The 14,426-nt window shown below is 31.0% G+C and carries 11 protein-coding genes; 8 read left to right on the forward strand and 3 right to left on the reverse strand.

The features are described from left to right. Positions 1-83: 83 nt before the first annotated feature. From lodA to H527_RS0114595, 4 genes are all read left to right on the forward strand, one after another. Positions 84-2,213 (forward strand): CTQ-dependent lysine 6-oxidase LodA, encoded by a 2,130-nt coding sequence (gene lodA / locus H527_RS0114580; RefSeq protein WP_027413388.1) that lies wholly within the window; start codon positions 84-86, stop codon positions 2,211-2,213. A gap of 7 nt (positions 2,214-2,220) precedes the next feature. Continuing rightward, positions 2,221-3,333 carry a lysine-epsilon-oxidase maturase LodB gene (gene lodB, locus H527_RS0114585; RefSeq protein WP_027413389.1) on the forward strand — a complete coding sequence of 371 codons (1,113 nt, stop codon included), beginning with the start codon at positions 2,221-2,223 and terminating at the stop codon, positions 3,331-3,333. A 599-nt stretch (positions 3,334-3,932) separates the two neighbouring features. Continuing rightward, positions 3,933-4,358, forward strand: coding sequence for a DUF2147 domain-containing protein (locus H527_RS0114590; protein WP_035088267.1), 426 nt, complete (start codon positions 3,933-3,935; stop codon positions 4,356-4,358). Positions 4,359-4,844: 486 nt separating this feature from the next. Further along, a complete protein-coding gene (locus H527_RS0114595; protein WP_035088279.1) occupies positions 4,845-5,300 on the forward strand; it encodes an Lrp/AsnC family transcriptional regulator in 456 nt (151 codons plus the stop codon). A 38-nt stretch (positions 5,301-5,338) separates the two neighbouring features. Here the strand turns inward: H527_RS0114595 and holA are convergent, their stop codons facing one another. Next, a complete protein-coding gene (holA, locus tag H527_RS0114600; RefSeq protein WP_027413392.1) occupies positions 5,339-6,343 on the reverse strand; it encodes a DNA polymerase III subunit delta in 1,005 nt (334 codons plus the stop codon). 26 nt (positions 6,344-6,369) lie between these two features. Here holA and H527_RS0114605 point away from each other — a divergent pair, with 26 nt between their 5' ends. The 4 genes from H527_RS0114605 to H527_RS0114620 all read left to right on the forward strand — a co-directional run bounded on the left by H527_RS0114605 (position 6,370) and on the right by H527_RS0114620 (position 11,032). After that, positions 6,370-6,816: a type I restriction enzyme HsdR N-terminal domain-containing protein gene (locus tag H527_RS0114605; RefSeq protein WP_027413393.1), complete on the forward strand. Its 447-nt coding sequence runs from the start codon at positions 6,370-6,372 to the stop codon at positions 6,814-6,816. 19 nt (positions 6,817-6,835) lie between these two features. Then, on the forward strand, positions 6,836-7,828 hold the full coding sequence (locus tag H527_RS0114610; RefSeq protein WP_027413394.1) for a glycosyltransferase family 2 protein: 993 nt from the start codon (positions 6,836-6,838) through the stop codon (positions 7,826-7,828). A 97-nt stretch (positions 7,829-7,925) separates the two neighbouring features. Beyond that, positions 7,926-8,792, forward strand: a complete 867-nt coding sequence (locus H527_RS0114615; RefSeq protein WP_027413395.1) for an OmpA/MotB family protein — start codon at positions 7,926-7,928, stop codon at positions 8,790-8,792. A gap of 149 nt (positions 8,793-8,941) precedes the next feature. Next, the gene (locus H527_RS0114620; protein WP_027413396.1) at positions 8,942-11,032 is read left to right on the forward strand and encodes a DUF5723 family protein; all 2,091 of its coding nucleotides are present in this window, start codon (positions 8,942-8,944) and stop codon (positions 11,030-11,032) included. Between the two features lie 375 nt (positions 11,033-11,407). Here the strand turns inward: H527_RS0114620 and H527_RS0114625 are convergent, their stop codons facing one another. Together H527_RS0114625 and H527_RS0114630 are read right to left on the reverse strand one after the other, a co-directional pair. After that, entirely contained in the window at positions 11,408-12,028 is a 621-nt protein-coding gene (locus H527_RS0114625) for an L-threonylcarbamoyladenylate synthase (protein ID WP_027413397.1), read from the reverse strand. Between the two features lie 52 nt (positions 12,029-12,080). After that, positions 12,081-14,408, reverse strand: a complete 2,328-nt coding sequence (locus tag H527_RS0114630; RefSeq protein WP_027413398.1) for an ATP-dependent helicase — start codon at positions 14,406-14,408, stop codon at positions 12,081-12,083. Between the last annotated feature and the right edge of the window lie 18 nt (positions 14,409-14,426).

Genomic DNA, 14,426 nt, shown 5'->3' on the forward strand with positions numbered 1-14,426 from the left:
ATTTTGCTTTGGAAGTAAGCCATGGAGAAATTAACCCCTTCAATGAGAGGTCAAAAATAAATTAACTTTTAAAACCAAAATTTATGAACCTAAAAATTAGCCCTTCAGTCGGTGTTGCCCGACTAGGAAACAGTCCTCAACAGTTTTGCCTGTCTCCAGATACTATTGGTGGACTTCCATTTGAAGCAGATGCATTTGGAAACAAAAAAGGAACTATTATTCAGTTTAAAGATGATTCTGGGCAAGTACGAAGACAAGGTCAACTTTTTAAAATCTTTAACGAAGATGGCACAGAAATCACTTTAGAATCAACCAATGTTAACTCTATAGTATGGACTGCTCATTTAGCTAACAAAAAAGCTGCTTGGTACCAATATAGTGAATTAGAAGGTAATCTATTATATGGAAATGAAAATAGCTATTCTAATAGAAAAGTACCTTTTAGAAACCCCGAAATAACAGACGAAAAAAACAGACAGCAATTAATCATTGACCCAGGGCCAAGAACTATAAGTGGAGTTAGACAATCTATTGGATTTGATGAAAACAATGTGCCAGCTGGATACCCATCTTCATACCCCCCAAATGAGGTAGATTATGGATCTTCTATTACTACTTTAGGCGATCTTTTAACCGATGATGAAGGAAGGTTAATTGTCTTAGGAGGTTACGGGCATGCTGGTGGCAATGAACCTCTAACTAGTTATGGGGGATCAAATACATGGCATGATGATATTTCTGATGGGCCAGTATATTGCACTATAACTTTTAATGATAATACTCCAACAGTAGAGTTACAAGCATGGGTAATTGTTGGTTCTCCGGATTTTGCTCCAGAAATTGTAAACATTTCTACACTAAGCGACAGTATGTTTGATGTAGGAGTACGTAAATTTAATCTTGTACCAGAAATGTTTGCAGATGGCGATTATCTTCCTTCTTATGTTGCAAACTACCAAAGAGACATCCTTCCGATCATCAAACGGCTAGGAGCATATCAATGGGTATCAAATGTGCAATCTATGATGGCATTTACATCTAATGTTTTTGATTTTTCAGATCCTAGTGAAACTAATAAGGCTAATAGAACGAATTATTTTTCTTATTTCAGAAAAGCTAACGATAAATTGAACCCGTCTCCTAATCAACCTCAAGAAAAACTATTTAAAGAAAATGGCAGTGATATATTTCCTATGATGCCATTAAACTCTGGTAGTAATTCGGTTAGTAATGAGACTATTGAAAAATTTCTAGCATTAAACGAAACACAATTATTTTTATTTGAACAATGGGTTAACGGTAATTTTGTAAATAACCCACAGTTTACACCATACGCAATTAGCGAGATAGATATGGCTAGTGTAGGAAACTGTGTTGGTTTACCAATGTGCCCTGGTATAGAAGTTACATGGAGTCTTCAAAATGAAAATATATACTCTGCTCCATATATTATTTCTGATCAAAAAGGAAAAAATGGGTACAACACAACTGGGCTTACTCCATCCAGAGATGAATGTGAGGGTGGTGGTTGCGAACCTGGTGACCTAACCAAAAGAATGGCATGTCCGTGGCAAGCAGATTTTTTTCAATGTACAATACAGTACATTAATTTTAGCGACCCCGAAATCAATAAGGATACCAGATTACAGACAGATACACTTGTTACCAAAAAAACATGGCAACAATCCGGAGCTGAATATTCGAGTACAGAGGTTACTACAACCGAATCCAAAGAACCTTTACCTCCATCCTATTACACATATTGGTGGCCACCACAAAGCCCTTGGGATGTATTATCAGGAGAGCTTACCCTAGAAAAACAACAAGAATCTTACCTTCCTGCAGGACAACAAATGAATTATGCCCGTGGTATTAATAGTTTTACACAAATGGTAGAACATTGGTCTGCTTTAGCCTTTATTAGAAACAATAACGCTCAAGACCAAGGATTTCCATACTTTACAGAAACCGAAAGAAATAATGAATTGTTTTCTTTTAAAGAAGTCGGTATAGGAACTATTAGTGGAAATTCCGAAGATAACGAAACTACTATCCCTGTGTTTTTTATAGAAGAAAATTCTGAAAAAATAAAAGAAAAAAGCGAAAGGGCTAAAAAAATGGTTGCCTTTCTTGAAAAAAGAGCTTTTAAATCGATTAAAATATCTGGAAAAACTTTAGGAACACCTCGCTCTGGAACAAGATCCAGAAGATAATAATGATATGACAGTACAAACGTTAACAACCGACGTACTTATTGTAGGTGGAGGTCCAGCTGGGACCTCTGCCGCATTAAGTCTTTTAAATTACTCTGATGCTACTGTAATGATAGTAGAACAATCTGATTATAATAATACCCGCGTAGGCGAACATATATCCTCTAGCCTGTTTGATATTCTAAAATATTTAAAAATAAACAAAGATGATTTTGAACCAGGAAGTTTTATCCCTAGTTACGGTAATACTGCATATTGGGGGAGCAACCAACCAACTTCTACCGAATCTATTTTTACTGTAGAAACTTCAACTTTTCAATTAGACAGGGATAAATTTGATTTTAAATTAGTTGAGCAAGTCGCAGAAAGAGGAGGAATTGTTTTTCCTAGAACAAAATGTTTAAATTACCTGTTTCTTGAGAATAACGAATGGGAAATAACTTTAAAACATCCTGAAAAAGGAGAATTTACAGTCCTTGCAAAATATTTAATCGATGCTACTGGCAGACAAGCAAGTGTATGCAGACAAATCGGAGCTCCTTCAACAAAAATAGATTCTTTAATGGGGGTTGGTGCCTTTTTTAAAATTAAAGAGGGGCATAAATTAAATCAAAATCAAGTATTAGAAACTAATGAATTTGGTTGGTGGTATAATGCTGTGCTACCTGATAAAACAATTGTTACCACGCTTTTTTCTGATGCAGATATTATATCAGAGTATAAATTAAATCAAAATGATACGTGGTATGATTTATTACAAAGCACGAATCTTATAAAACATAAATTAAAAGACACTCTATCACTGTCTAAAAAAGTATGGGTTCGCAACGCTTGTACTCAGATCTCAGATTCATCCTTTCATAATAACTTTATTGCCATTGGTGATGCAGCCTCTTCGTTTGATCCTATTTCGTCCATGGGGATTGGTTTTGCTATGTCTTCGGCCTGTAATGCTGCTAGAATTATTAAACATCAATTACTAGAAAAAGACCCAAAAAGAGTTGTTTCATATCAAAAGGATGTATCTAATAATTTTGATAATTACTTAAGAATAAGAAAACAATTTTATCAACAAGAAAAACGTTGGTCTTCATCTATTTTCTGGAAAAGGAGAAATTAATTTATCGTATATCCAACTAACGTTATCATGTAAATTGATTTTATACCTCATTATAGATTAGTATATATTAAGCAAATACACTTCAAGTATTAAACATATCTATTTATTATTAATTATAGTACGCTATTAAATATATTTAATACGCTAAGTTTTTAATTTATTCATTTGTTAAATAAATAAGATACGTTGCTTTATAAACATACTAAGTTAATAAATTATTATAATCAGTTATATATATAATATACTACGCTGCATTTAGATCTTAAATAAATTAACAACTGATTAGATTATATTATATCGTATTTAAAATAAAATCATAATTTTAAAAGATTAATAACATCTAATATGTATGTTATAATAATACTATATACTAATTAATAAATTTTAAAAAATTAATAATATCGTAGTGAACTTATAAAATATATTTCTAAAATATATTTTATTTTAGAAACAAGCCTAGTAAAAATAAGGTCTCAATGAAAAATTAAAATATATTTATTTTCAATTATATAAAGTATAGCTACTAAAAAAATAACCTACAAAATCATTTTTAAATATTTTTTTAGCTTTAACTTAATTTAATTGTTAAGTTTACGTTAATGAAATATTGTATACTATTAATTATATCATGTCTTTTTGTTTCCTCTTCTTCTGTTAGTTCTGATACCTATATCGGAAAATGGAAAATTACCGGAGGTTCGGTTATAGAAATATATAAAGAAGGCAATTTTTTCTATGGAAAAATAGATAAACGCGCCAAAAACCCAATATCAAACCTTAATGGTTTAGATAATAATAACCCTTTAAAAGAACTTCAAAAACGACCTTTATTAGGAATGATTATTCTAGACAAACTAGTTTATGAGGATGGAGCTTTATCCGGAGGCACTATATACAATGCCGATAGTGGCAAAAGTTATAGTGTAAAAGTATGGATAAACAATGAAGACAAAAACACCTGTTATATAAGAGCTTATAAAAGTATCTTATTTAAAACATTTGAAGCAAATAGAGTTAGTGATTAATTCTTTATAAAATATTTTATTTTAGTTATAAAATTGTTGCCTCTTTTCAATTTACTTAGAAATTTATTTATCCTGAGGAAAACCTCCATCAATAACCTCAAAGCAAGCTCATGCAGACTTCCAAAAATATATTTTGTTTTCGAGGCATTTCGAGGAATTAAACCCTCGATAAGGGGTTAAAAAATCCGTTTTTAATAATACTCTAAATCGTATTATTAACAGATTACTTTTTTGGGTAAATTACTATTATATAATCAATGTATTAAAATTACATATATAATAATTAAAATCTACATACTCTTAATTTTAAAGAAACAACAACCTATATTATATAATAAAAAAGAATTTTATTCTATATTTGATTAATCAATAACCTAGGAGCAAGCTACGAGGTATGCTTCGAAAATATATTTTGTTTTCGAGGAAAGCCTCGGAGAATTAAACTCCTCAATGTGGATTAAAAAAGCTTTTTTACAGAAAAACATTATGGATAAAACAGATCGATCAATATTACTTTTATTACAAAAAGATGGAAAAATTACTATTAAAGAAATTGCCGAAAGGTTAAACTTAACCACCACTCCTATTTTTGAAAGAGTAAAAAAATTAGAAAAAGAGGGATATATCAAGTCTTATAAAGCCATTTTGGATCGTAAAAAAGCAGGACTACAGCTAATGGTTTTTTGTAATGTAACTTTAAATCTACATCAAACTGATTATCTAAAAAAATTTGAAAAAGATATCCAACAATTCCCAGAAGTTGTAGAGTGCTATCATGTTGCTGGTATGTTTGATTATTTAATAAAGATATATGCTGAAAATATGGAACGTTATCAGGATTTTTTATCCAACAAATTAGCCTCGTTAGAAAACATTTCTAAAGTACAAAGTTCATTTGTAATGACTGAGGTAAAAGATTTTTCATACTTACCGATTCCTTAAACTTTCTAATTTTCGCAAAAAACCTTAATGATTTAAGGTTACCGCATTATTTTAACCAAAAGCTCTTTAAGGATATCTCCTTGTGGAAGATTTGTTGCTCCTACTCCCTTACTTTTTATATCTGCATCTCTTAAACTAGCAATAATACTACTCACTTTTTTCATAGGATAATTATGAGCAGCTTCAGAATAATCTTTTACAAAATATGGGTTAATTTTTAATGCGCTTGCAACACCTCTTGGAGATTTGTCTGATAAACCATGATATTGCAACACTTGTGAGAAAAAACTATACAATAAAGAAATAGTAACTACCAAAGGGTTATCTTTTGGGTTTTGTGCAAAATATCTTATAATCATGTGTGCTTTTACATCATTTCTAGTACCAATAGCCTTACGTAATTCGAAATTATTAAAGTCTTTACTAATTCCTATATTTTCTTCTATTTGATTTGCTGTAATCTGGGATCCAGAAGGAATAATTAATTTTAGTTTATCTAATTCATTATTTATTTTTCCTAGATCTGTTCCTAAAAACTCAACTAGCATTTGGGCTGCTTTTGGTTCGATAGTATACTTGGATCCTGCCAAAACTCTTTTTATCCAATCTGCAACTTGGTTTTCATATAATTTTTTACTTTCAAAAATAACCCCATTTTTTGCTACTATTTTATAAAGCTTTTTTCTTTTATCTATCTTTTTATATTTGTAACACATAACCAATACCGTAGATGGTTGGGGATTATTGGCATAATCTGATAATTTTTCTATAGTTCTGGATAATTCTTGTGCCTCTTTTACAATCACAACCTGTCTTTCTGCCATCATCGGAAAACGTTTTGCATTTGCAACTATATCCTCTATACTTACATCTCTACCATATAAAACCATTTGATTAAACCCCTTTTCCTCTTCCGCTAGCACATTTTTATCTATATATTCTGCAATACGGTCGATATAATAAGGCTCCTCCCCCATCAAAAAATAAATAGGTTTAATAGCTCCTTTTTTTATATCACTTACGATTTGTTTTACTTCATCCATTAAGAAAAAATCATCAAATTTGTGTTATGCAAAAACTTAACTTTCCTAAGTATCAGTTCCGGTTCAAAAATAGCGAAAATAAAGTTTCCATTTTTGACCGAATTCGCAAAAAGTTTATCATTCTTACTCCCGAAGAATGGGTAAGGCAACATACTGTTCATTATCTTATTGAAGAAAAAAAATATCCTGAGAGTTTAATTAATGTAGAAAAACTAATACATTATAATGACCTCAACAAGCGATATGATATTATTATTTTTAATCCTGATGGTAGTATATTTCTTATTGTAGAGTGTAAATCTCATAAAATAAAAATTACTCAAAATGTATTTGATCAAATTGCAAGATATAATCTTGTCCTTGACGCCGAATATTTAATGATAACTAATGGTTTAGATCATTATTATTGTCAAATGAATTTTATAGATAAACAATATACTTTTTTAAAAAATATACCTGATTATACAAAATAAAACTGTTTACTTTGCAAATGTGAATATAGCAGTAGTAATATTAAATTGGAACGGAAAATCTTTATTAAAGCAATTTTTGCCGTCGGTTATCAAATACTCTAAAGAAGCGACGGTTTACTTAGCAGATAACGCGTCTACAGATGATTCTATATTGTATGTTAAGGAAAGTTTTCCTGATGTAAAAATTGTTACAAATGAAGTGAACGGTGGTTATGCAAAAGGATATAATGATGCTTTATCCAAAATTGATGCAGATATTTATTGTCTTCTTAACAGTGATGTAGAAGTTACTAAAGATTGGCTTACTCCTATATTAAAAAACTTCGAAAACGATAATAACATTGCAGCTATACAACCAAAGATATTAGATTATAAAAAAAAGACACATTTTGAGTATGCAGGAGCTGCTGGAGGTTTTATAGATAAACTAGGATACCCATATTGCCGAGGAAGAATTTTCGACACACTTGAAGAGGACAATAATCAGTATAATGATACTGTTCCTATTTTTTGGGCCAGTGGAGCCTGTTTGTTTATAAAGAAACAAGTATTTGAAGAAGTAGGAAAACTAGATGAAGATTTTTTTGCCCATCAAGAAGAGATTGATCTTTGCTGGCGGATACAAAATCGAGGGTATACTATAATATATGAGGGCTCTTCGACTGTTTATCACTTAGGTGGTGCTACATTAAATACCATGAATCCTAAAAAAACTTTTCTTAATTTTAGAAACAGTTTATATCTTCTGGTTAAAAATGTTCCTGGGAATAAAGTTTGGTTTGTAATTCTTTTCAGAATGCTATTAGATGGTCTTGCTGCTTTTAGGTTTTTAACACAAGGAAAATTCTTACATTTTTTTACTATATTTAAAGCTCATATAAGTTTTTATTTGAATTTCAGCACTTTAATAAAAAAACGTAAAAAACTTTTAAAAGGAGGGAAATATTACTCCATTTTTTCCGTTGTATGGCAATATTTTATTTTAAAACATAAACATTTCAAACAATTATAAGGAGATATAATAAATTATTGTTAATGACTAAGTAATACGTCACATTTTTAATAATTTTGAGTTATATAACCAAAATAAGACTAAAACAAATTTTCTAATGAAAAAAGTAATGATTATTGGGGCTTCCCTTGCAATTCTATTATCTTCATGTGTATCACAGAAGAAATTTTCAGAATTAGAGGCCAAACAAAAAGAGACTAAAGATTTATTAAACACCGCAACGGTTAAGTTAAATAGCTGCCTTGAGGAAAAAGCAAGTTCAACTTCGCAGCTTAAAGTGCTTCAAGATCAAGTATCGAATTTAAAAAATCAAAATTCTGCTTTATTAAATAATGTAGGTAATTTAGCCACACTATCTACTAAAGAGGCTGAGAATTTAGAAAAATCTTTAGAAAGCATTAAAGAAAAAGATTTGAAAATAAAAACAATGCAAGATGCATTGACTAAAAAAGATTCTGTAACTCTTGCGTTAGTAACAAGTCTTAAAGGAGCTTTAGGAAATCTTGCTGATGAAGATATTCAAGTTAATGTAGAAAAAGGAGTGGTATACGTTTCTATTTCAGACAAGCTTCTTTTTACTAGTGGCAGTTACAATGTTACCTCTAGAGCTCGCGAAGTATTAGGTAAAGTAGCAAAAGTAGTTAACGATAAACCAGATATCGAATTCTTAGTAGAAGGACACACCGATAATGTGCCTATTAAAAACAAAGTTCTTTTAGACAACTGGGATTTAAGTGTAAAAAGAGCCACTTCTGTAGTTAGGGTTTTACAAAAAGATTTTAAAGTAGATCCTAAGCGTATGACAGCAGCAGGAAGAAGTTATTATATTCCTGTATCTGACAATAGTACTTCAGAAAACCGTGCTAAAAATAGACGTACAAGAATCGTTGTTTTACCTAAATTAGATCAATTTTATAATATGATCGAGGATGGTATGAAAAAAGCTTCTCAAGGAGGTAACTAAATTATAATCAACTATTATAGTATGAAAAGGGTCATTATTTAATGGCCCTTTTTTTTATTATACATTTTATTGCTATTAAGTTTTTGTGTTAATAAAATACTAATATCTTTGCGCATTCAAAAAAAAACCAAATCTTAAAATTAAAAAAAATGAAAAAACTCATACTTACAACAATGTTTCTTTGTAGTATAGTATCTGTGAAATCACAATCCTATATGGGATTTCTAACCGATAACTATAGTGGTGTACATAGTGTCATTAATAACCCAGCAAATATTGTTGATTCTAGATTTAAAACCGATATTAATTTGGTTGGGGTTAGTGCTTTTGCTGCCAATGATTATTATGCTGTAAATTTCAATGATATCTTTGATGATAATTATGATATTGAAGATGACGCTAAAAAATTTCCTAAAGAAAAAAATAACATCTTAGGAAATATAGATATTCTTGGTCCATCTTTTATGTTTAACATTAATGAAAAAAGCTCTATCGCTATCTCTACAAGAGCAAGAACTTTTTACAACATAAGTGAAATTAATGGCCGAACTTTTGAAAACGTAACTAATGATTTTAATGAAAATCAAGATTTTGCAATAAACGAAGGAGATTTATTTTCAAGCGTTCATGCTTGGGCAGAACTTGGTGTATCTTATGCCAGAGTTATAATGAATAAAGAACAGCATTTCCTTAAAGGAGGAGCAACTATTAAATACCTACAAGGGCTTGGTAATGCGTATAGTGCAGGTAAGAATGTTAATTTAAATTATGATGCTGATGGTTCTTTATTACCTTCAGGAGATAGAGTTGGTAGTGTACAAACTACAGGAGAAGTTTCTTATGGATATAGTTCTAATTTAGAAGATGATATCGATGAGTTTGAAATGATTAACTCTGCTAATGGAATTGGTCTAGATTTAGGATTTGTATATGAATGGAGACCTGATTATGAAGAGTATACCTCTACAGATAGTAAAGGAAACTCTTATATGCCTAAAGACATAAATAAATATAAATTTAAATTTGGAATATCGCTTACTGATCTTGGATCTATAAATTATAAAGATGGTAAAGAAGAAAGGTATGACATCACTAACACATTAAATGAAAATACTTTTAATGATATTGAAATTGATGAATTAGAAAAATTCTATACTGTTTTACCTTCTGCTGAAACAAATACAGCAATATTACCTACTGCTTTGCATATAAACGCTGACTGGAATATAAATCAAAAATTCTATGTTAATTTAAATGGAGATTTATCTTTAACGGCAAAAAATAAAATAAATAGAAGTAGAATTGCAAATGTTGTATCCTTAACTCCTCGTTTCGAAAGCAAATGGTTTAGCTTTTATTCTCCTTTGAGTATGGTACAGCATAGTGGTTTTCAATGGGGAGCAGGACTTAGAGCTGGTCCATTTTATGTAGGTTCTGGATCTGTATTATCTGCATTAATCGGAAGTGAAATGAAAGCTGCAGATGTATATGTAGGTCTTAAAGTACCTGTGTATCAATCCAAACCTAAAGACAAAGATGAAGATGGTGTTTTAGACAAAGTTGACGAATGCCCAGATGTTAAAGGCCCTGAAGAAAATTTTGGTTGTCCTTGGCCTGATACCGATGGAGATACAATATTAGATAAAGATGATAACTGTCCTGAAGAAGCTGGAGAAGTAGATAATGGTGGTTGTCCTTGGCCTGATACCGATGGAGATACGATATTAGATAAAGATGATAATTGTCCAGATGTTGCAGGTCCTATAGATAATGGTGGTTGCCCTTGGCCTGATACCGATGGGGATAGTGTATTGGATAAAGATGATAATTGCCCAGATATAGCTGGAACTGTTGCCAATAATGGCTGTCCAGAAGTTACCGAAGAAATTCAAAAAACACTTAATAATTATGCTAAAACTATTCTTTTTGATTTAGGAAAATCTTCCATAAAAAAAGAATCTAACCAAGCACTTGGTGATATTATTAATATTTTAAACGAATACCCTACTGCTAAGTTTACAGTAGAAGGTCATACAGACAGTGCTGGTAGTAACACCCTTAACCAAAGGCTATCTGACTCCAGAGCAAATTCTGTAAAAAACTATTTAGTAGAAAATGGTGTAGATAAGTTTAGACTATCTGCAATAGGATATGGTGAAGACAGACCAATTGCTACTAATAAAACTAAAGCAGGAAGAGCCCAAAACCGAAGAGTAGAAATAAATTTAGTTATAGAATAAGACTTATATTTCTTAATCTATTAATCTGAGTTTCGATTAATATTTGAATGCACCACAAAAACCGCCGATTTGAGTTATTTTTCATGTTAAAATGGAGATAAATTCTATCGATAATAGGTTTTTAGTACTGAAATACTGGTTTTCGATACAAAATTCTTAACAGAATTTTACTGAAACTTTTAGGTTAATCGAACTTCAAGTTATTAAAAACAAATAAATCCTTGAGAAGTGTTTCTCAAGGATTTATTTGTTTTTATAATATACTGGTATTATAATATTGAATAATCAACACTAAATTAGGATGACTTTTTTAGAAGAAATATAAAGTCAACCCTGTAAATTTGTTAAAGATCTCTATAGTCTTAATAAAAATCATCAAATAATATCTATATCACCTTTTCCTTCTCTTATAAGGACAGGTTCTCCACTGGTTAAATCTATAATTGTAGAAGGCATGTTATCTCCATATCCCCCATCTACAACCATATTTACCAGATTGTCCCATTTTTCTAATATTAATTCTGGATCGGTTGTATACTCTATCACTTCATCTTCATCATAAATAGAAGTCGATACTATTGGATTTCCTAATTCTTCAACTATAGCAATGCATATATTATTATCTGGAACACGAATACCAACTGTTTTCCTCTTTTTAAAAACCGTTGGTAAATTATTATTGCCTGGCAAAATAAAGGTATAGGGTCCTGGTAATGATCTTTTCAATAATTTAAATGTTGCATTATCTATCTGTTTTACATAATCAGATAGATTACTTAGATCCTTACATATAAAAGAAAAATTAGCTTTGGCTAGCTTCACTCCTTTAATTTGAGCTATACGCTCTAGGGCTCTATTATTAGTTATATCACAACCTAACCCATAAACAGTATCTGTGGGATAAATAACCAGCCCTCCATTACGTAAACAAGTAACTACTCTTTTTACGTCTTTAGGATTAGGATTTTGGTTATATAGTTTTACAAACTCTGCCATATAAATAATTATGAATTAAAGATAGTGCTAAATATAACATAAAATTAGGATGCTATATAATTTTTAGTTTAGCAAACCTGAGTAATAATTTCTTCATTCCACCTTTCTCAAAAAGAATTTCGGCTTTCCGATCCTGTCCAACTCCTTCAATTTTAAGAATTTTTCCTCTACCAAATCGCATGTGCTCTACAGCTATTCCTGCTATTAAATCTCCATCAAAAAGATTTGTAGTATTTTCTCCTGTAGTACCATCAGTAACTGGTCTAAGTTTTCTTAATTTACGTAACTGCTCTTCTGTTGGTTTATGTGCTAATGGTGGTGCTCCAGTAACTGGTTTTTTAAGCCTTAGCTTACTTTTATCTACCTCTCCAAAAATATCAGAATCAATTAATGGTTTATATCTATAACCATCTACAGGGGTCATATATTCTAGATATTGTTCATCTATTTCTTCTATAAATCTGCTGGGCTCTGCATCAACTAATTTACCCCATCGATAACGAGATTGTGTATAGGTAAGATACGCCTGTTTTTCTGCACGAGTTAATGCTACATAAAACAAACGTCGTTCTTCTTCTAATTCACTTCGGGTATTCATACTCATCCCTGATGGAAAAAGATCTTCTTCCATCCCTACGATATAGACATAAGGAAACTCCAATCCCTTTGCTAAATGAATTGTCATTAGTGCTACTCTATCATCATCTCCTGTATCTTGATCCAAATCTGTGGCCAACGCTACATCTTCTAAGAATTCTGCTAAAGACCCTCTAACATCTGCTACTTCTTTTTGCCCTTCTACAAAATCCCGTATACCATTAAGCAACTCTTCTATGTTTTCAATTCTGGCTATTCCTTCTGGAGTTCCATCTTTTTTAAGTTCTTGTAACAGCCCTGTTTTTTTAGCAACAACTTCTGCTAATATAAATGCATCCGAAGTTTCGTTTGTTACTTGAAAACTCTTGATCATTGTAATAAAGTTTTCTAGCCTAGTTTTAGTTCCACTATTAATTTTTAAATTAATTCGATCTAGATTCTCTATCACTTCAAAGATAGAACGATCATAATGGTTTGCAGCTACTACTAACTTATCCACCGTCGTACCTCCAATTCCTCTTGCTGGATAATTAATTACTCTTTTTAGTGCTTCTTCATCTTTAGGGTTAATCACTAATCGCAAATATGCCAATACGTCTTTAATTTCTTTTCTTTGATAAAAAGATAGTCCACCATAAATTCTATACTTTATGTCTCGTTTACGTAAAGCATCTTCAATTGCTCTGGACTGAGCATTAGTTCTGTATAATATTGCAAACTTACCATTCCCTAGTTGGTGTTGCATTTGGTTTTCAAAAATAGAACTTGCCACAAATCTTCCTTCATCTCCATCGGTTATTAAACGATTTACAATAATTTTAGGACCATCATTGTTTGCTGTCCAAACTACTTTATCTAGCTTAGTTTTATTTTTATCAATAATAGAATTTGCTGCTTCAACAATATTTTTCGTAGATCTATAATTTTGTTCTAATCGGTATTGCTGTACATTATCATAATCTTTTTGAAAATTAAGAATGTTATTGATATTTGCTCCACGAAAAGCATATATACTTTGTGCATCATCCCCTACCACGCAAATATTTTGAAATTTATCAGACAATGCTCTTACAATAAGATACTGTGAATGGTTTGTATCCTGATACTCATCTACTAATATATACCTAAAACGGTTTTGATATTTAGCAAGAACTTCAGGAAAACGATTTAATAGTTCATTGGTTTTTAATAATAAATCATCGAAATCCATTGCACCAGCCTTAAAACATCTATCTACATAGTGTTCATAAATCTCTCCCATACGTGGACGTTTTGCCATTGCATCAGCTTCTACCAGATCTGCATTCTGAAAATATGCTTTTACTGTTATCAAACTGTTTTTATAAGAAGAAATACGAGAATATACTTGCTTATATTTGTATATATCTTTATCTAAACCCATCTCTTTGATTATAGAAGCTATTAATCGTTGAGAATCCTGAGTATCATAGATAGTAAAGTTAGAAGGATACCCTAGTTTATCTGCTTCAAACCGTAATATTTTAGCAAAAATTGAATGAAAAGTTCCCATCCATAGGTTCTTAGCTTCGCTAGGCCCTACAATACTTGCAATACGCTTTTTCATTTCGCGAGCTGCCTTATTAGTAAATGTTAAAGACAGTATATTAAAGGAATCTACACCTTTATGCATTAAATAGGCAATACGATAGGTAAGTACACGAGTTTTACCAGAACCGGCACCAGCAATCACAATCATTGGCCCATCTATCTGAAGTACTGGAGCTCTTTGCGCATCATTTAGCTCTGCTATATATTCTTCCAAAGTAGTAAAGTTTTAAAA

This window comes from Aquimarina muelleri DSM 19832, from assembly GCF_000430665.1.
Lineage (GTDB): Bacteria > Bacteroidota > Bacteroidia > Flavobacteriales > Flavobacteriaceae > Aquimarina > Aquimarina muelleri.